Origin of the sequence: Candidatus Didemnitutus sp. (assembly GCA_019634575.1) — a bacterium.
GTDB lineage: Bacteria > Verrucomicrobiota > Verrucomicrobiia > Opitutales > Opitutaceae > Didemnitutus.
This window is the reverse complement of the sequence record JAHCAY010000001.1, coordinates 3,000,315-3,020,982: the sequence shown is the minus strand read 5'-3', so window position 1 is coordinate 3,020,982 and position 20,668 is coordinate 3,000,315. Positions and strand designations below refer to the sequence as shown.

Here is a 20,668-nt window from a genome sequence, read left to right as displayed (position 1 = left end):
CGCCTCCGGTTAAGCGGGGACGCCCCGAACCACGCCAGCGTCGCTCGCCGCGGCAAACGCGGGAGCGACGGGTGGATCCTCAGTGGGTGACGACCAGACGGAAGAAGCACGTCGGAATGCCGCTAGACGAGTAGGTCGCGCGCCACGTCTCGATGCCGCCGGTGGTCGTCACGCGCGCGTGTGTCACTCCGGTGGATCGCCACGTCGTGAGGTTCGTCGAGTATTCGACCGTGTAGGTGACGTCGGGGCGATCGGCCGGGCGACTGTAGGTGAACCTCCACTCGCCCGCGACCAAGCCCATTTGTGGCGCGGCGGCCGCGGAGTTCGCGCGCGGGTGCGTGCCGAGCGCGTATTCGGTCAGATTCACGAAGCCGTCGCCATCGGGGTCCGCATTCGGGCCGGAGATTGCGGCATCGAGCAGTTCGGCGGCGCTGAAATAATTCAACCGCCAAGCATCGAAGGTCGTCCCGACCACGAACGTGCGGTCCACGAACGCGGCGAGGAAATTCTCGTCGCCGGCCTGGCTGGCGCGCACGGTGACCGTGCCGCTGCCGAGCAGTTGGAGCGAGTTGCCGGTGATTGTCGCGGGACCGGAGACAACGGAGAACACGATCTCGAGTCCGGAGGTGGTCGTCGCGCTGAGCGTCAACGGCGCAGTCGTGAACGGCTGGTCGGCGGGGCCGGCGAAGGTGATGGTTTGCGCGGCCTTCTCGATCGTGAACGTGGCCGTGGCGGTGCCGGAGAAACGCGTGTCGGTCACGGTGGCCGTGACGGCATACGTGCCCGGGGCGACGGGCGCCGGTGTCCAGCCGTTGTAGGTGATGGCTACGCCTAGTCCGCCCGGATTGGTCGCCGCGGTCGCGCTCTTCGGCGTGCCGTCGAAGACGGCCGTGAGATCGCCGAGCGCGACGCTCGCCGTCGCCTTGCCAACCGTGAAGGTGTGCGCGACCGGCGGAGCGGCGGCGTAAGTGCTGTCGCCTGCCTGCGTGGCGCGAACCGTGACTGGTCCGGCAGCGGTGAGCGTGAGCGAGTTGCCGTTCAGCTGCGCCGGGCCGCTGACGACCTCCAAGCTCACCGGCAGACCGGAGCTGGCCGTGGCATCGAGCGTGAGCGCCGTCGCGGAGTAGTCGCGATCGCCAAGCGCGGCGAACGCGATGCTTTGCGGTGTTTTCTCGTAGTCGACGACAGCCGTGAGGCTCGTCGCGGAGCCGTTGGCGTCGGAGACAACCACGGTGTAGTTGCCCACCGCGCCGACGGAGAAACCGCCCAGCCGGAGCGTATCGGTGGCGGTGCCACTGCGGGTCGCGGTGTCGTCCAAGGCGACGCCATTTCGCCGCCATTGATAAGCGAGCGAACCCGCACCGGACGCCGTCACGCGGAGCGTGACTGTGGCGCCTTCGCGCCCGTTTTCACTCTGAGGATGCGCGGTGATTGTGGGACCCGATCCCGTCGAGCCGGCGACGAGGGCGAGTCCGTGACGAATGCCGGTCGCGATGTCCAGCGTCGGCCCGAGATCGGCGGGAGTGCTGGCGACGCCATCGCTCGCATCGCCCCACACGACGACAGTGCCGTCCGCCTTCAACGCGAGACAGTAGTCGGCCGCGGCGCGCAAGGCGACGACGCCGCTGAGGCCGGCGGGCACGGAGGTTTGCCCGAGCTGATTGCGCCCCCATGCCACGACGGTGCCGTCGGCTTTCAGCGCGACGCTGTGTGAAGTGCCGGCCGCGATCGCGACGACATTGCTCAACCCCGCTGGGACGGTCGTTTGTCCGTAGGTGTTGTCGCCCCAGGCGAGAACGGTGCCGTCGGCCTTCAGCACGAGCGCATGCAGTCCGCCGGCAGCCACGGCCACGCCAGTCGAGACGACTGGCGCACTGTAGTTGTTGGTGCCCCAGGATAGCACTGAGCCGTCGTCGCGCAGCGCGACCGATTGCGTATAGCCCGCGGCGATCGCGATCACGCCCTTGAGCGTGGAAGGAACCGTGCCCTGCGAGGTGCCGCTCGCGCCCCAACCCACGACGGTGCCGTCGGACTTCAGCGCGAGATTGTGGAAACCTCCGGCCGCGATGGCGACGACGGAGGCGAGATCGCCGGGCACCGCGGTCTGCCCCTGATTATTGGCGCCCCACGCCGCCACGCGCCCGTCGCGCGACAAGGCCAACGAATGCGCGTCACCGGCCGCGACGCGGATCGAATCCGCGAGGCCGGGCGGCACGATGGTCTGCCCCCACGATCCTAGTCCCCAGCTGCGAACACGCGTCGCGCCGTAGTTCGGCAACACGAAGATCGTCGCACGCGAGACACGGCTCAAGGCGTCGGTGACTTCCAGCGTGTAGGCGCCGGCGTCCGTGTTGGCGAAGCTGGCCAAATTGAACGTCGCCGCGGTCGCGCCGGCGAGGACACGTCCGTCTTTTTTCCACTGATAGCTCAGGGTGCCCGTGCCGCTCGCGTTGACGGCGAGCACCACTTCCTGGCCGAGTGCGGGCTGCAGGCGCGACGAGCCGGTAAGGGTGAGCGTCGGGCCGCCGCTGCTTGCGAAGGTCAATGTCGCGCTCGCGCTGGTCACGGTGCCGATGTGGTTGCTGACCACGACATCGTAGGTGGCGGCGGCCGAGCTATCGACGTAGTAGAGCGTGAGCGTGGCGCTCGTCTGATAACTGATCGGCGCACCGTTCTTGCGCCATTGATAGCTGAGCGGGCCGGCACCGGTGGCTGTGGCGGTGAACGAGTAGCTGTTGCCCAGGGTCGCGGCTACGTTGGCCGGCTGCGCCGTGATCGCGGGCGCGAGATCGCCCGCGGTGCTGCGCAGCGCTGCGACGCTATCGCTACCGGCCGTCAAGCGATGGACGGTTCCGAGCCCCGCCGGGATCGTGGCCTGACTGTAGTAGTTTTGCCCCCAGACGACGATGGTGCCGTCAGACTTGCGGGCATACGAAGTCCACGCCCCCGCAGCGATCTCGACTACGCCGGTGAGATTCGCCGGCACGGTGACTTGGCCGTAATTGCTGCTGCCCCATGCGACGACGGTGCCGTCGGACTTCAACGCCAGCGCGTGCCCCGCACCGAGCGCGATCCTGACGACACCACTCAAGCCAGCGGGCACGCTGCCCTGCCCGTAATAGTTGTCGCCCCACACGACCACTGAACCGTCGGACTTCAACGCCGCCGAGGTGTTGCTGCAGGCCGCGATCGCGACGACTTCGGAGAGGTTCGCGGGCACGGTGGACTGACCGGCGTTATTGTAGCCCCAAGCGGCGACTGTCCCATCGGCGCGCAGAGCCAGCGAATGGTTATCTCCCGCAGCGACGGCGACGATGTCGCGGAGCGATGCCGGCACTGTCGTTTGTCCGTAGCTGCTGCTACCCCATGCCACGACGAGACCATTGCTGCGCAACGCGAGGGCGTGGGAATAACCCACCGAAATTCGCACGGCGTCGCTCAATGCCGGACTGTTGCCGATGGAATTCGAACTCAGCACGGTCAATGCGCCGCTCGCGCGGATTCCCGCGAGCCCCCCGTTCCCGATGGAGACATCCACCACATCGGCCACCGCGGCCGACGACGAAGTGCTGCTCGAGCCCCACGAACGCACCTGCGTCGGCCCGTAGTTCGGTTGCACGAAGGACGTCGCGTAGGCGCGATGTCCGTGCGCATCGGTGGCCACGAGCGTGTAGGCGCCGGCATCGGCAAAGGTGAAGTTCGGAATCGAATAGCTGGCTGAGGTCGCGCCGGCGATGGGCCGGTTGTCCTTGTTCCACTGGTAGCTGACGGGCGCATACGTGGCGCTGACCGTGGCGGTCAACGCGAGCTCGCTGCCCGTCGTGACACTCACCCGCTCCGCCGGGCGCTGCGCGAACGTCGGACCATTTTCCACCGTGAGCGTCGCGGCGGCGCTGGTCGTGGAGCCGATGTGATTCGAGACAACGACGTCGTAGCTGCCGGCCGCGGCCGAACTGACATTTTCGAGCGCGAGCGACGCGCCGGTGGCGCCGGCGATGGGCGCGCCGTCCTTGCGCCATTGATAGCTGAGCGGCCCCGCGCTGGAAGACGTCACCGCAAACGTGCCGCGCTCGCCTGTTCCCAGCACGAGCGCCACCGGCGCGCTCGAGATCACCGGCGCCGTGTCGGCGGAAGCATCACGCAGCGCGATGACGTGGTTACCCGCATTGCTCGCCAACGCGGTCACCGCAGCGAGATTTGCGGGCAGCGGCGTGACTCCAGATTGGTTCGAGCCCCAAGCGACCACGGTGCCGTCGGCTTTCACGGCGAAGGAGGAATTTGCCGAAGCGGTGACCGCCACGACGTTCGTCAGGCCGGTCGGAACGGTCGTCTGGCCGTAGGTGTTGCCTCCCCAAGCGACGACGGTGCCGTCGCTGCGGAGCGCGAGCCAGTGTTGGTAACCCGCCGCGACGCCGACCACGGTGCCGAGGTTGTCGGGGATGGTGACGGTCTGCGTCGTCAGGGAAACGACGCTGCCATCCGCCTTCAGACCGATCGCGCCGCTGTTGCCCATCGCGATCGCCACGATGTCGCGCGGAGCGGCGGTCGTCGCGTTTTGGTTGTAGATGCTCCAGTAAACGACGGTCCCGTCAGAGCGCAGCAGAGCGGCGTTGGAGCCGCCGGCAGCGACCGCCACGACGTCGGGGAAGGGTCCCGGCACATACGAGTAGCTCCCCCAACTCCGCACGGTGCCGTCGTCGTGCAACGTGAGCAGCGAGGAATCTGTCGCCGCCGCGCCCACCACGCCGCCGAGGGTCAACGACGATGTTTGCGTGCTGAATCGGCCCCACGCGACGAGCCCGCCGTCGCGGCGGATCACCGCGGATTGGCTGGGCCCGGCAGTGATCGCCACTGCATCCGTCAGCCCCGCCGGCACGTTGGTCGGATTGTAGCTGTCGCCGCTGCCGCCCCACGCGGTCACTTGCGTAAGTGCCGCCGGGACGGTCAACCACCGCGGCTGCGACCGCCGCGCGCCATTCGCATCGGTGACGACGCAGAGATACCAACCGGAATCGGCCGCGGTGAGATTGGTGAGGGCCAGAGTCGAGGTTGTGGCGCCCGGAATTGGGCGGCCGTTGCGAATCCATTGGTAGGATATGCTGCCTGTGCCACTCGCCGAAACCGAGAAGGTCACCGCACCACCCGGCACCACGACATTGCGCCGTGCACCGGTCATGGTGACGGTCGGCAGCGGCGCCACAGTCAACGTCGCCGACGCACTCGTGACGGAGCCGACGTGGTTCGTCACCACGACATCATACGCGCCCGCTTGCGTGGGCGTGACACTCGGGAGCGAGAGCGAGGATGAAGTCGCTCCCGCGAGCGCGACACCGTCCCTGCGCCATTGGTAAGTCAGCGTGCCGGAGCCAGTGGCGGTGACGGCAAGTGTAGTCGCACCGCCTTCGACGACGGTCGTGGCCTGCGGCGGCAACGTGATCACCGGCGCGAGATCGGAACTCGCGTTGCGCAGAGCAAGCGATCGGGAATAGCCCGTCGCGACCGCGAAACAAGCGGTCGTGTTCGCAGGGATCGTCGTCTCGCCATTGCTGGCAGTGCCCCAAGCCGCGAGCGAGCCATCGGAGCGCAGCGCGAGCACGTGGTAGGCCGCCAGAGACACGTCACTGACCGGGCCCACGTTGGCCGGAATCGTCAGCTGCCCGTAAACGTTCGAGCCCCAACCAACCACGCTTCCGTCAATCTTCACGCCCACGACACTGTAGGAGCTGCCCGAGAGCCGGGAGAATCCGGTCTGCGTCGCCGCACCGCTGATCTGCCCATTCGACGCCGTGCCCCAAGCGGCGACCGTGCCGTCCGCCTTCAGCGCGAGGGAGTAGTTGTCGTAGGCGGCCACCGCTACGACGTCAGTCAGCCCGGCGGGCACTGCGGTGGCGCCATAACCGGTGTAACCCCAGGCGGCGACGGAACCGTCCGACTTCAGCGCCAGTGCATGCGACGAGCCCGCCGAGATCGCGATGACATCGCTCAGTCCGGTCGGCGGCACCATCGTCGTGTTGCCGGAATTTCCCCACATCACGACGGTGCCGTCGGATTTGAGCGCGAGAGCATAGCTGCCGTAAGCCGCCACCGCCACAACGCCGCCAAGTCCCGCCGGCACATTCGTTTCCCCAGAGCCGTTGTAGCCCCAGGCCGCCACCGTGCCGTCCAGCCGCAAGGCGACGTTAAACGAACTTCCCGCGGCCACGCTCGCCAACGGACCAGAGATGGTGCTGGGCAAGGTCGTCAGCGCGTAACTGCTCGCATTGCCGAATCCCACGAGCTGTGTCGCGCTGAAAGCCGGCAACACGAAGCTCGTGCGCCGGCTCGTGCGGCCGGCCGCATCGCTGACTTCGACCGTATAAGCACCGGCATCGGCCACCGTGAAGCTGGCGAGCGAGTAGCTCGCGGTGTTCGCACCGGCGACCACGCGGTTGTTTTTCTTCCAACGATACGAAAGCGGCCCGTTCGTCGTAGTCGCGGTGACCGATAGCGCCAGCGGCTGGCCGGGCGCAATGGTGAGGCGCTGGCTGGAGCCGCCGGTGATTTGCGGCGGCACGTCGACGGTCAGCGCCGCCGCGACACTCGTGATGCTGCCGCGGTGATTCGTGACAACGACATCGTAGCTGCCGACGTCGTTGGTGGCAGCCGCATTGATGGCGTAAGTCGCCGTCGTCGCGCCCGCGATCGGCGTGCCGTTACGGCGCCATTGATAAGAGAGCGGCGCAGTGCCCGTGGCCGTCACGCTGAAGGTCGCGCGCATGCCCGCGCCGACATTCTGCGCGCTCGGCTGCGTCGTGATCACCGGCGCGGCATCGCCGGCGGCATTGCGCAGCGCGAGCACGTGGTTACCGCTGGCAGCCGCGGCCCACACGTTGTCCAAACCGGCGGGGACGCTCGTCAGCGCGCTGCTCGAGCCCCACGCTGCGAGCGTGCCATCGGGCTTGATCGCAAACGACAGCTCCTGCGCCGCGGCGATCGCGGCCGCGGACGTCACGCCGGCGGGAACCGTCGCTTCCGACGCATAGCTGTAATTGCTCCACGCCACCACAGCGCCGTCAGCCTTGCGGGCGAGCAAATGGCGCGACCCCATGGCCAAATCGACCGGACGCAAGCCGGCCGGCGCCGCGAGATTGCGCAGCTCGCCCCACACGACCACCGAACCGTCCGCGAGCAACGCAGCACTCGAATTGCCGCCGGCGGCGATGGCCACGACGTTGCTCAACCCAGCCGGCACGGCGCATTGGCCGTAACCATCGTAGCCCCACGCCACCACCGTGCCGTCAGCGCGCAACGCGAGGTAGTGCGACGAGCTCGCGGCAATCGCCACCACCCCGGTCGCCGTCGTCGGCACGGTGTAACTGCTGCTGCTCAGGCTCACGACGCGCTGGTCCGACCGCAGCGCAATCGCGCCGGCAATGTCGACGATTTCGCTCAAGCTCGCGACAATCGAACTCGAGCCGCCGGTGTAGCCCCAGGCGACCACTTCGCCGTTGGCACGCAGCGCAAACGAGAGGGAGTTTGCCGCGCTCACCTTGATCGCGTCGCCCAAGGTCGCCGGCACATTGGTCTCGCCGCTGTTGTTGCTGCCCCAGGCCCGCACCTGCGTGACGACATTCGCCGGCAGCACGAACGTCGTGACGTGTGTCACCAAGCCCAGGGAATCGGTCGCCTCGAGCGTGTAAGCGCCCGCGTCGGCAAACGTGAACGACGCCAAATTTAGCGTCGCACTCGTCGCCCCCACAATGGGCCGCATGCCCTTTTTCCACTGATAACTCAGGCTGCCGTTCGCGGTGGTGACCGTGACGCCCAGACTGAGGGGCTGGCCGAGCGGCGCCGCCGTGCGAGCTGCCGGACGGCTGGTCACCGCCGGTGGTGCGAGAACGGTCAACGTAGCGGCCACGCTCCGGCGCGAACCCGCAATATTCGAAACGACGACTGAATAGGCGCCGGCATCGGTGGTCGCGACCTTTTCGAACGGGAGGCTCGCGCTCGTCGCGCCCGCGATGGCCACGCCATCCTTGAACCACTGATACGAGAGAGGGGCAGCGCCGGTAGCGACGACTGAGAAGGTATAGCTCGCACCAATCGCGCGCGTCGCTGACTGAGGCTCGGCGGTGAGTGTCGGCGGCGCGTCGGCGTTCGCGTCCCGCAACACCACGACATGATCGGCGCCAGTATCGAAGCCCAGCACGACGCCAAGATCAGCCGGCACCGTCGTCTCGCCGGAGCCGCCCGAACTGCCAAAGCTGCGCAGGGTCCCATCGGGGAGTTGCGCGATACCGAAAGTATCCGAACACGAGACCGCGACGGCGCTGGCGGGCGCACCGCTCGCATACGATCCCCAGGTGACGAGTGTCCCGTCGGACTTGATGGCGGCGTAGAGACCGCCGCCCGCCGCGATGCTCGCGACGTCACCTAGACTCGGGAGATTGACCGTCGAGTTGCTCGTCAACCACGCGACCACGGTGCCATCGAGCCTCAGCGCCATAGCCTGGTAGTCGCCAGCACAGACGGCAACGGCACCCTTCGCCGACGGCGGCACGGAAAAGACAGTGGAAGATGCGAGGGGATGCCACGAAACCACGCGTCCGTCGGAGCACAAGGCCACGGCGGTCTCGCCCGCCGCGATGGCGATCACGTTGGTCAGCGCGGGAACGAACGCGCTCGGCGTCGTGGACGAATAGCTGTTCTGCCACGCACGCACGGTGCCGTCCTGCCGCAATGCCAGCGAGAATCCGTCTCCCGCGGCGATCGCCACCACATCCCGCAAATCGGACGGAACGGCATACGCATCGGTCGTGTAGCTGCCCCACGCCAGCACGGTGCCATCGGCGCGCAGGGCCAGCGAATGATAAGAGCCGGCCGCGACAGCGATCGCGTCACTCACCGCTATGGGCAAGGAGGTCGCCGGGCTTGCGCCCCAAGCGCGCAGTTGCGTGCGCCCGCGCGCCGCGAGCACGAAGGAAGTCACGCGCGTCAGCACACCGCGAGCATCGGAGATTTCGAGCGTGTAGGCACCCGCATCGGCCGAGGTGAAAGAACCGAGCGAGAACGTGCCCGAATTCGCTCCGGGCAAGAGGCAGTTGTTGCGACGCCACTGGTAGGAGAGCGGGCCGTTGGCGCTCGTCGCCGTGGCAGAGAGCGTGAGCGGCGCACCGGGCGACACCACCACGCGCGCGGCCGGGGCCGTGACCACGGTCGGCGGCGTGGTGACGGTGAGCGTCGCCACCGCGCTGGTGACTGTGCCCGCCGGATTGCTGACGAGCACGTCGTAGTCGCCGCTCGCGGCATCGGTCAGCGCCGTAAGTTCGAGCGTCGCCGCGGTCGCGCCGGCGATGACGGTGCCCGCGCGCCGCCACTGATACGATAGGGGGCGAGCGCTGGTGGCAGTGACCGAGAGCGTGTGCGCGCCGCCGCGCGCCGCGTAGGCCGATTGCGGCTGTGCGGTGATGACCGGCAGGGCGTCGGCGCCTGCGGTCCGGGCCGCCAGAACGTTAGAATTTCGGCCAAGGGCGAGGGCGACAAATCCGCCGAGGTTCGCTGGGGGAGCATTCACGCCATAGCTGTTACTGCCCCACACGATCGGGTTGCCGTCCGCTTTGATCGCCGCGGAAAGGTTGCTGCGAGCCGAGATGGAGAGAACGCCGCCGAGGTCGTAAGGCAGCGCGAGCTCGGCGCTCGTGAGCGCACCCCAAGTGACGGCCGTGCCATCCTCCCGCAGGACGAGCGAGTGATAATCGCCGACGGACACCGCCGCGACACCGGTCAACCCGGCGGGCACCGTCGCCTGGCCGCTGCTGTTTGCGCCCCAAGCCATCACGGTGCCATCGGCGCGCAACGCGAGCGCGTGCGAGCTCACGGCCAACGCGCACACGTCGGTGACTGCGTCGGGCACTTTGGATACGGCGCTGGAGCTATCGCCCCACACGACAATCGTGCCGTCTGACTTGATCGCGAAGGCGTTTCCGTCAGCCGCGAGAACGGAGATGACGTCGGTCAGGCCTGCCGGGACGGTGGTCTGCCCGTAACTGGCGTAACCCCACGCGGTCACCGTGCCGTCTGCTTTGAGCGCCAGCGTGTATTCGGAGCCGGAGGAGAGGGCGACGACGTCCGCCAGCCCGGCCGGCACATTTCGAGCTGAAGAGCTTTGCGCGCTCCACACGGCCACCGTGCCGTCGCGACGGAGGACCGCACCCTGATAATAGCCCGGCGCAACCGCGACGACGTTATCCAGTCCGGCGGGCACCGGCCCCGTGCCACTGGTGTTGCCCCAAGCGACCACTTCCGTCCGACCGTAGTCGGGCAGCAAGAACGTCGTGGCGCGACCGACGAGTCCGTTGGCGTCGGTCGCTTCGAGCGTATAGGCGCCGGCGTCGGCGTTTGTGAACGCGGCGAGCGAGAATGTAGCGCTGGTCGCGCCCGGGATAGGACGGTTGTTTTTCTTCCAGCGGTAGGCAATCGGTCCGGTTGCGGATGTCGCGTTGCCAGTGAGCGTGACGGGCTGGCCGAGCGTCGGCGTGAGTCGCGGCGTCGGGCGGGTGGTAAACACCGGCGCCGGCGCGAGCGTCAGCACCGCAGGAGCGCTCGTGACGCTGCCGACATAATTCGTCACGACCAGTTCGTAAGCGCCCGCGACACTGGCATCGGTGATATTGATCCGCAACGTGGGCGAAGTGGCGCCGGAGACCGCCAGACCGTTGCGGCGCCATTGGTAGCTGAGGGTGCCGCTGCCGGTGGCGGACGCGCTGAAGGTGACCTTTCCGCCGAGCGCGGCCAGCGCGCCTTGCGGCTGAGTGGTGATGACCGGCGCGGTGTCGCCGACGGCGCCGCAGAGCGCGAGCGCGAAGTTGCCGCCCGCGGCGAACTCGTGCACGAGGCCGAGATCGGTCGGGAGATTGCGGGCGCCTGACGAGGTGTCACCCCAACTGAGGAAACTTCCATCCCGCAGGCGCAGCAGGCCGTAATTCGAACCGCAGTCTATGGCCGTAGCCTCCGTATTGCCGATCGCGAGATTGGACGCTCCGGAACCCCAAATGGTCACTTTGCCGTCCGCGCCGAGCGCGGCCGACGTATTCCCGCCCGCGGTGATCGCGGCGACTCCCGCGAGCCCGGCAGGCACGTTCGTCTCGTTGTTGTAAGTCGTGCCGTTGCTCCACGCGGCGACCGTGCCGTTCGCGCGCAGCGCGAGGAATTGCGTCGCACCTGCCGCAATGGCAACGACGTTGGTCACACCTGCAGGCGGCGTGGTGGAACTGGAGCTGTATTCCCAAGTCACGACCGTGCCGTCGGACTTCAGCGCGATGCTGCGGTTATCGCCGGCAGCGATGGCGATGACATCGCGGAGGCCGCTCGGAGCCGAGCCGCCGCCGCCCCAAGTAAGGACCGTGCCGTCGGAGCGCAGGGCGAGCGAGTGGGAGGCGCCGGCGGCCACGGCGACGACATCGGCGACGTTGGCCGGCACGCTCGCCGCACTGCTGTTCGACCCGCCCCACGCCGCCACCGTGCCATCACGCCGCAGCGCGAGTCCGTGTGTGCTGCCCGCGGAAATGGCGATCGCGTCGCCGAGTGCCGCCGGAACCGCCAGCTGACCATAGTCGCTGTTGCCCCACGCGCGCACGCGTGTCGGCCCGCGGTCGAGCAGCACGAAGCTCGTGCGGCGGACGGTTAAACCCTGCGGATTGGTCACTGTGAGCGTGTAGGCGCCCGCGCTCGCGGTGGTCACCGACGGGATCGCGTAACTGGGGCCGTTCGCTCCGGCGATCAATTGCGTGTTGAAATACCAGCGGTAAACGAGGCCCGTGGTATCGCCGGCCAACGTGAAGCTCAGCGTCGCCGGTTGGCCGATCGTCACGACTTGGCGGGCCGCGGGCATCGTGGCGAAATTGGGCGGCGTCACGACCGTGAGCGTGGCTGCTGTGCTCGTCGTCGAGCCGACGTGGTTCGACACCACGACATCGTAGCTGGCGTTATCGACGGCAGTGGCGGCCGGGATGGTCAGACTGGCGGCGGTGGCGCCGGCGATTGGCGTGCCGTTGCGGCGCCATTGATAGCGGATGGGGCCGATGCCACTCGCAACCACCGTGAAAGTCGCGTCGGTGCCTGCCGCCACAAGCGCGCTGACAGGTGCGGTGACGATGGTCGGCGCGGCGTCGCTCGGTCCTTCTCGCAGAATGAGCGTGCGAAAATCGGCGAGGGCGATCGCGAACGCACCGGTCACATCCGCCTGCCCGGAAGGTTGGGCGTAGGTGCTGTGGCCCCAACCGGTCACCGTGCCGTCGGCCTTCAGCACGACACCGTGATAATAACCCAAGCCGAGATCACGGGCCGGCGGCAACGAGGTCGGCACCGGCAGCACGTAGCTGCCACTACCCCACCCCACGATTGTTCCGTCCGCACGCAAGCCGAGCGCGGTGGTCGAGCTCAGCGCCACTTTCACGAGACCGGATTGGCCGGCCGCACCTGTGACCCGCGAATCGTTGCTCGAAGCTCCCCAGACCACCGCTGTGCCGTCCGCCTTCACGGCCGCGGAATATCCCGAATACGCGGCGATCGCCGACACGTCGGCGAGCCCCGCCAGCAAAGCGGGCAAATTGCCCGGTGTCTGGATGGGATCGGCGACGTCGCTGCGCGTCCAGGCCACGACGGTGCCGTTCGCGCGCAGGGCGAGGTGGTGGGATTCGCAGGTCGCGATCGCGATGACCTCGCTCAACCCGGGCACAGTTTCGACCGCCGCGTAGCTGCGGCCCCACGTCGCCACGGTGCCGTCGGATTTGAGCGCCATGCTGCTGGTGCCGTTCGCCGCGACGGCCACGACATTGGCGAGGCCGCTGGGCACGTTCGTCTGCAAGGAGGTGTTAGAACCCCAAGCCACCACGGTGCCGTCGGCGCGGAGCGCGACCGCGTGGGATGATCCCGCCGCCAGCGACACGAGCGAGTTGCCCGCGTCGGCCGGGACCGCTGCGAGATTCGCCGGCACATCGCCGAAGGCCAGGAACTGCGTGTTGCTGCGCGCCGCGAGCACGAACGAAGTAGCGCGCGACACCACGCCGCGGCTGTCGATCACCTCGACGGTGTAGGCTCCGGCTTGGTCGTCGGTGAAGCTGGGCAGCGCCAGCGTGGCAGACGTGGCGCCGGCGATCGGCCGGTTGTTCTTTTTCCAGCGATACGTGAGCGGGCCGAAGGGCGAACTCGCCGCGACCGTCAGGGTCGTCGGCGCACCGCTAGCCACCACGAGTCGGCGCGCCGGGGCCGAGGTGATCTGCGGGCCTTCCGCCAAGGTCAGCGCCGCGCCCTGGCTCGTGACCGAGCCAGCGAGGTTGGACACGACGACATCGTAAGTCCCGACATCCGCCACCTGAGCAGACGCGAGAACCATCGCAGCGCCGGTCGCGCCCGCGATCGCCACGCCGTCTTTCCGCCACTGATAGCTGAGGGGGGCCACGCCGGTCGCGGCGACGCGGAAGATCGCAGAGTCGCCGGCGGCCACGGTCGCGGCGGCAGGTTGCTGGGTAATGACCGGCAGCGACAACGACGAGCGATCCAGCATCGCCAGCGCATGCGAACCGCCGACGACGAAGCCGACGACGACCCCAAGGTCGGCCGGCACGGTGGTGAGCGCGATTGAACCGTTGGTGGTCCACACCCGGAGCTTGCCGTTGGTGAGCAAGGCGGCGGAGGAGTTCGAGCCGCTCGCAATGGCGGACGCGCCGCCGGGGCCGATCGCGACATTGGCGGAGTTGTCGCCCCACGCCACGATGGAGCCGTCGGCCTTCAATGCGACGGATTGATACCCGCCGGCACTGATGGCTGAGACCTGGGAAAGATTCGCGGGGACGCTGGCGGCGTTGACCGACGAGGAATACGTGGACGCGGCCCACCCGCGCACACTGCCGTCCGCCTGCAACGCGAGCACATGCTCGTAACCGCGCGCGAGCGCCACGACGCCGGAAACACCGAAGGGGCCCATGTCGACCACCGCGCCGGTCGAGAGCGACCACGTCACAACACTGCCATCGGACAGCAACGCGCTCGCCTGTCCGCTGCCTAACGCGATACTGATCGCGCCACGCACGCGCGCCGACACCGGCAACGAGGTGTAGCCCGCGCCCCACGTGCGCACCGTGCCATCGCTGCGCAACACGGCCGCGTAATCACCACTCGTTGCGATGGCGACCGCTTCGCCGAGGTCCGTCGGCACCGTGATCGCACTGCCGTAGGAGCTGTAGCGCCCCCACGCCACGACGGCTCCGTTTCCCCGCAAGGCCAGATTGCCCGAGCCGCCTGCTGCGACGGCGACGACATCGTCGAGTCCGGCGGGCACATCGGTCTGGCCCGTATCGTTGGCACCCCACGCGCGCACGGCGGTGGCACCGGGAACCAAAACGAAGGTGGTCGCGCGGGTAACGACGCCCCGCGCGTCGGTGATCTCCAGCGTGTAGGCGCCGGCATCGACACGCGTGACGCTGGACAACGCGTATGCCGCCGCCGTCGCGCCGGTGATCGGACGGTTGTTTTTCTTCCACTGATAGGTGAGCGGTCCGTTCGCGCTGCTCGCGGTGAACGCGAGCGTGACGGGTGCGCCCACGCTCGCGATGATGCGGCGCACGGGCGTGCCGGTGATGGCTGGCGGCGCGAGCACGTTCACCGGCACGCGGTTGCTTGTGACGCTGCCCACGTGATTCGACACCACGACGTCGTAGTCGCCCGTAGCGGCGAGTTCGATCGGGGAAAGCGTGTAGGTCGCCGCCGTCACACCGGAGATCGGCGTGCCGTTCCGGCGCCACTGATAGGCCAGATTGCCCGGACCGTTCGCGGCGACGCGCAGCGTCAGCGTATCACCGGCCGTCATCACCGAGGGAGCCGACGGTTGCGTTGTGATCGTCGGAAGTGCGTCGCCCGTCGAACGGCGCAACCAAACCACGTTCGACGAGTAGTTCCCCGCCGAGGTAACGGTCAAAGCTGGCCCGACGGAGGACAGGACCGAAGCGCCACCGGAGCCCCAACCCACCACGGAGCCATCTGCGCGCAGCGCGTTGGCGCGGCTGTCGCGCGCATCGAGAGCAACAACGTCAGTCAGCCACGCGGGCGGTTTGAACTGCCCATTGTTCACGGTGGATCCCCACTGCACCACCGTGCCATCGGCCTTCAGTGCGAGCGAAAAGTCGTTCCCGGCCGCGATTGCCACGACGCCGGTCAGGCCGGCAGGGACAATGGTCTCGCCCTCGTAATTGCTACCGGACGCGACCACGGTGCCGTCGATCTGCAACATCAGCAGATGCGACGTGCCGACGGCGATCGCGGTCACCGGCAGCGTTGGCTCTCGGAGCATCACCACGTTGCCGTAGTAGTCCCAAGAGTAGACCCGTCCGTCAGACCGGAGGGCATATATGATCGAGGATCCGCGTGCGGCATCGATCGCAACAAGACTGTTCAACGTCGCCGGCGGATTTCCCAAGGTGCTGTAGGGCGAATCCGCCCAAGTCGCGATCTTGCCATCCGCACCCAACGCAAGCCCGGCGTAATCGAGAGGCCGCACATCAACGAACGGCACCGTGCTCGTCGGCAACCCGCCGACAAAATTCGCACCCCAGCCCACGAGCGTGCCGTCGCGCCGCAGCGCGACTGCGGTGAGATATCCCGTGCGCACGGCGAGCGCATCTCCGAGTGTCGCGGGAATGTCGGTTAGATAGGAATAGTCGGTGCGCACCTGCGTCGGCCCCGGGTCGAGCACGAGGAACGTCGTCGCGCGGCTGACCGCGCCGAGCGCATCAGTGACCTCCACGGTGTAGGCTCCAGCGTCGGCCGGAGTGGCTTGGCGGAACGTGAGATTCGGTGCCGTGGCGCCGGAGATCGGCCGGTTGTTCTTCTTCCACTGGTAGGCTAGCGGGCCATGGGCCGTGGTCGCCGTGACGCCGAGGCGAACGTATCCACCCGGCTGGGCCAGCACGCGCTGCGGCGGAGCGGCGGTGACCGTCGGCGGCGTGACGATCGAGAGGGCGGCTGCCGCGCTCGTCACCGAGCCGACGTGGTTCGAGACCACCACATCGTAGCTGCCGGCGTCGCTGGCCTGGACATTCAGCTGGTCGAACACCGGAGCTGTCACGCCGGTCGCGACGCCGTTCTTGCGCCACGTGTAGTTGAGCGGCGCGGTCCCGGTCGCCCGCACGGTGAACCGCACGTGTTCGCCGGCCGCGGTGACGACGGCGTTCGGCTGTTGCACGACGACCGGGCCGCTATCGGCCGATGCCCGTCGAAGAAGTCCGGGCACCGAGGAGCCAGCGCCGACGGCAACGATCCCGGAGAGATTGGCGGGAAAGGTGAGGTAGTCCGACGACGTCGTTCCCCACAGAGCGAGCGATCCGTCAACCCGGAGCCCGAGCGATAAGTTATAGCCCGCGGCAATCGCGCCGATGGCAGGCAAATCCGCGGGCACTGACGTGCCGTTGCCCCAGCTCACGACGGCGCCGCCGGAGACCAACGCCAACGAATGGTAATTGCCCGCGGCGATCGCGACGACGTTGGCGAGATTCGCTGGGACCGTGGCTTGCCCGTAGTTGTTGCCGCCCAGTGCGACCACGGTGCCGTCCAGCTTCAGCGCGAGCAGGTGCGTGGCGCCGGCCGAGATCGCGGTCACGCCGGCTAGCTCCACTGGCACCGTGGGGGCGTAGCTGCCGCCCCAAGTGCGCACCGTGCCATCGGCCAGCAAGGCGGCAGCGAAGCCGTCGCTCGCGGCGATCGCGATCACGTCGAGATAGGGTTCGACGGTCGCTCCACCTGAGCTCCGCCAAGTCACGACGCGGCCATCGGAGCGCAGCACGACAAACCCGTTGTCCAGTGGGGCGGCGGCGACGGCGTCGGTCACGCTGGCGGCGAACGTCTTGGCGGCCGTGGTCGCGCTTTCGCCCCACAGCGCGAGGGCGCCGTTGGCGCGCACGGCCACTGCGAGAGACGATCCGATGCGGAATGCCACCGCATCGCCGAGCGTCGGCGGCACGTTCTTCAGCCCGTAGCTGCTGTTGCCCCAAACCTCCAGCTGCGTGGGGCCGAACGCGGGACGCACGAAGGTCAGGGTGCGCACCACGACGCCGTGCGCATCCGTGCTTTCCAACACATAGGCGCCTGCATCGGCGGCGGTGAACGACGGGAGCGAATAGGTCGGCGACGTCGCGCCGGGGATCGCGCGATTGTCGCGGAACCATTGATAGGAAAGCGGGCCGTTTGCCGCGGTGACATTGACCGCGAGCGTCAACGGAGCGCCCACGACGGCCTCGTTGATGCGCGGCGGCGCGGCTGTCACGAACGGAGGATTCTCGATCGTCAGCACGGCCGCGGCGCTCGTGGTCGAGCCAACATGATTGCCGACGATGACATCGTAGGCGCCGGCGTCGGCCGGTTGGAGCGAATTGAAGACCAGTGTCGTGGACGTGGCGCCGGGAATGGCCGTCCCGTCCTTGCGCCATTGGTAGGAAAACACCCCGGGGCCCGTCGCCGTCACTCGCAGCGTGTGCGGCGCGCCGAGGCCGCGCGTGGCGCTTTGAGGAGGTGCGGCGATCGTCGGCGCCGTATCCGCCGCGGCATCGCAGACCGCGATTGCGTGATAGGAATTGGCGGAAAGTCCCCACACCGGGCCAAGGTCGGCGGGCGGCGTGCCACCCGTGCCGGAGGTGGCCCAAGCGGTGAGCCGGCCATCCGGGCCGACGGCAAATGCGCCCACCGCGTCGAGCGCGAGTTGGGAGCGATCGTCGAACATTGAAGGAGCCGCCACGACATTGCTGCCCCACCCAACCGTCGTGCCGCCCGCTTTCAGGGCGAGCGCGTTGCCATTGCCGGTGGCGATGGACTTCACGCCGGTCAGTGCGACCGGCGGCGCGGCGTTGGCCGACCCCCAACTCACGACGGAGCCGTCCGACTTCAGCGCCAGCGAATTGGAGGTGCCCGCGGCAATCGCCACCACCCCACTCAGTCCGGCGGGCGGCGACAGCACGCTCGAACTCGCCGAACCCCAACTCACAACGGTGCCGTCCGACTTCAGGGCAACCACATGGTAATTGCCCGCCGCGATCGCGACCACATCGCGCAGGTTCGCGGGCACACTCGGCACATTGGCCCCCATGTTGGCGGAGCCACCGATCACCACGGTGCCGTCGCGCCGCAGAGCGGCGGTGAAATCGTAACCGGCGGCAATCGCGACAGCGTCGCTCACCGCCGGCGCCACGCCGGTGGAGCCCCAGCTCACGATGGTGCCGTCGGCCTTCAACGCCGCGGAGTGTCCACTGCCTGCGGCAACTGCGACGACGCGGTTCAGCCCGGCCGGGATCGTCGTCTGGCTCGACGCACTGGCAGCGCCCCAAGCACGCACGCGAGTGATCGCCGGCGCCGTGTTCACGAAGAACGGCGCGCTGCGGGTCGTGCCGATGGTGTTGGTGAGCGTCACCCAATACGCGGCGAAGCCGCGCTGCGCCGCGCCGCTGACGTCATAGGTCGCGCTCGTGGCTCCGGCGATCGGCCGGCCGTTGCAGAACCATTGGTAAGCGACCGCGCCGTTCACGCTGAATCCCGAGACACTGAGCGTGGTCGACTCGCCCGGAGCGAGGACGGTCGCCGGGGCAGACGCGGTCGTCAGGGCGGGCGCCGCAGCGTTGACCGTCAGTGTCAGCGTCGCGGTGCCGGTGCCGATGTCGTTGGTGGCGCGGAGCGTGATCGAGAAAACGCCGGTCGTCGTCGGGCGGCCGGAGAGAATGCCGGTGGTCGGATCGATCGCGACGCCCGGCGGCAATCCATCAGCCGCGAAGGCGCTCGCGTAGCCAGCCGTGGTCGTTTGATAGGTGATAGGGTGCCCCACAGCGGCGCTCCCAACGCTGCTGCTGGTGATGACCGGCGCGGTTGCGACGACGGTGCCGGCGAGCGCGTATCGGCCCACGCTGCCGTAGCTGGTGTAGCCGCTCGGCGGATTGGCGAGAGGCGTGCCCATGCCGGACGCCGTGACCTTGAGGTAGTAGATGCCTGCGGGCACCGGCACCCCGGTAAATACGCCGCCGATGCGGGTCGTCGCGGGATCGTCGAGGGCGATGACGGTCCCGGAAGAGTTCAACAATTCCAAGCGCAGGTCCGTGTTGCCGTAGGCGACCGGAGATACGCTGAATCCAATGCGCCCCGCGGCCGTGACCACGCGATGAAACCGGCTCTCGTTCGCGCTGAGAAGCACGCCCGCGGCGCTGACGTCGTTGCCGGTCGTCGGGGCGTCGGTGGCGGTGGCGAGCGACGCGCCGGCCGCGTCGCCGCGCAGCGTCAGGCGCGCACCGATGAGGGCGAGGTCATCCTGCGGATTGTTCGCCGCGTAGTATTCACCCTTGGACCACTGCGTGATCGAGCGCGAGTAAGGCGCGCCCATGATCGGGCCCCACGAAAATTCGCCCGTGCCATGGCCCCCATAATACTGCGCGGTGGTGGTGCCATCGTGCGAGAGCGCGAGATTGTGACCGAGTTCGTGCGACACGGCCTCGGCCACCGAGGCCGGGCCCGAAAGCGAATCGAAATACACGAATGCCGGCGAATACCACGCCACGTCGTTGCGCCCGTAAACGTCGATATACGCTACACCCGCGGCGGTGGTGCTCGAAGGGTTGGCCACGCCGTTGGCGTCCACGGTGCGCGTGATCAGCGCGCGGAGCGTCGTGGCGGTGAAAGCAGCGGGTTCCTCGGTCGTCACGTCGACGTCGAACGGGCTGTAGTCGTCCGCGACGCGCTGCCAGATCTCGACGATTTGCGCCTGCTCGGTGGAACTGAACGTGGCCTCGTTACCGTCGGTGTCGTAAGGGCGGCAGGCGTAGGTTCCGATGGCCGGGCGATTCGCGGAAGGATTGGCTTCGTTCCAAGCGGTGCCGGTAACGTCGTGCCCATTGAAGTCGAGGTAGAGCACGCGCGACGCACCGGGCCGGCTGTGCCGAATCGGCGGCGTGGGCGGGACCGTCAACGCCGCGCTCGCCGCCGGCAGCGAGGTCTGTTCCACGGCAGCGGCCGCGAGCTCGCGCTGGCATTCGTAATAGAGCTGCCCATTCGCGTCCGTCGCGAGCGAGCCGACGTCGAGATACGGCACCCGCAATCGCCCGAGAGCAGCCAAGGCCTGCACCCGTGCGGCTGGCTTCAGTTTCCCCAGTTGTTCGCGAAAACGTCCAGTCGGCACCTCATCGAGGGTCACCGGCCCTCGCACCCCGAAGATCGCGGGTAAGTCCGCACCCGCGGTGGCGGGTGCCGCCGTCGCCGCCGCTCCGGCAGCGACCGGCGTGGCGCGCACCGGTGCGTCTTGCGCCACAGCGGAGCCAGCGGAGGCCTTCGCGGGCAATTGGCGATGCGAAAACACGCGCCAGCCGACGGCGAGCGCGACGGCAATTGCGACAAGGGCGGTGATGCGAAGGACTTTCATCGGTAGTAGCGAACGCCCGGTGCGACCGAGCGGAAGCGATCAAGCGCTAACCAGTCCCGTTGCACGCCGAGAAGTCCCGCATCGACCCTCGGCACAAGAGCGCCAAGGCGGCGGCGGGCAAACCGGAAGACGACAACGGGGCTGGCAGGGTTCAGGACACGAATAAGGTCGCGTGCATGAGGCATGCGCGCGCGTTGATATGATCCAGTTTGGCAAATTTCTCCGCCAAGGCCCGAGACCGGATAAAGT

At 68.1% G+C, this 20,668-nt stretch carries 1 protein-coding gene; it reads right to left on the bottom strand.

Annotation, left to right across the window (positions count from 1 at the left end; all coding sequences use genetic code 11):
- Positions 1-79 precede the first annotated feature (79 nt).
- Positions 80-20,419, bottom strand: coding sequence for an immunoglobulin domain-containing protein (locus tag KF715_12650; GenBank protein MBX3737538.1), 20,340 nt, complete (start codon positions 20,417-20,419; stop codon positions 80-82).
- Between the last annotated feature and the right edge of the window lie 249 nt (positions 20,420-20,668).

Excerpts from the sequence above, each read along its gene's own strand:
- KF715_12650 (MBX3737538.1), bottom strand. The coding sequence starts at position 20,419 with ATGAAAGTCCTTCGCATCACCGCCCTTGTCGCAATTGCCGTCGCGCTC.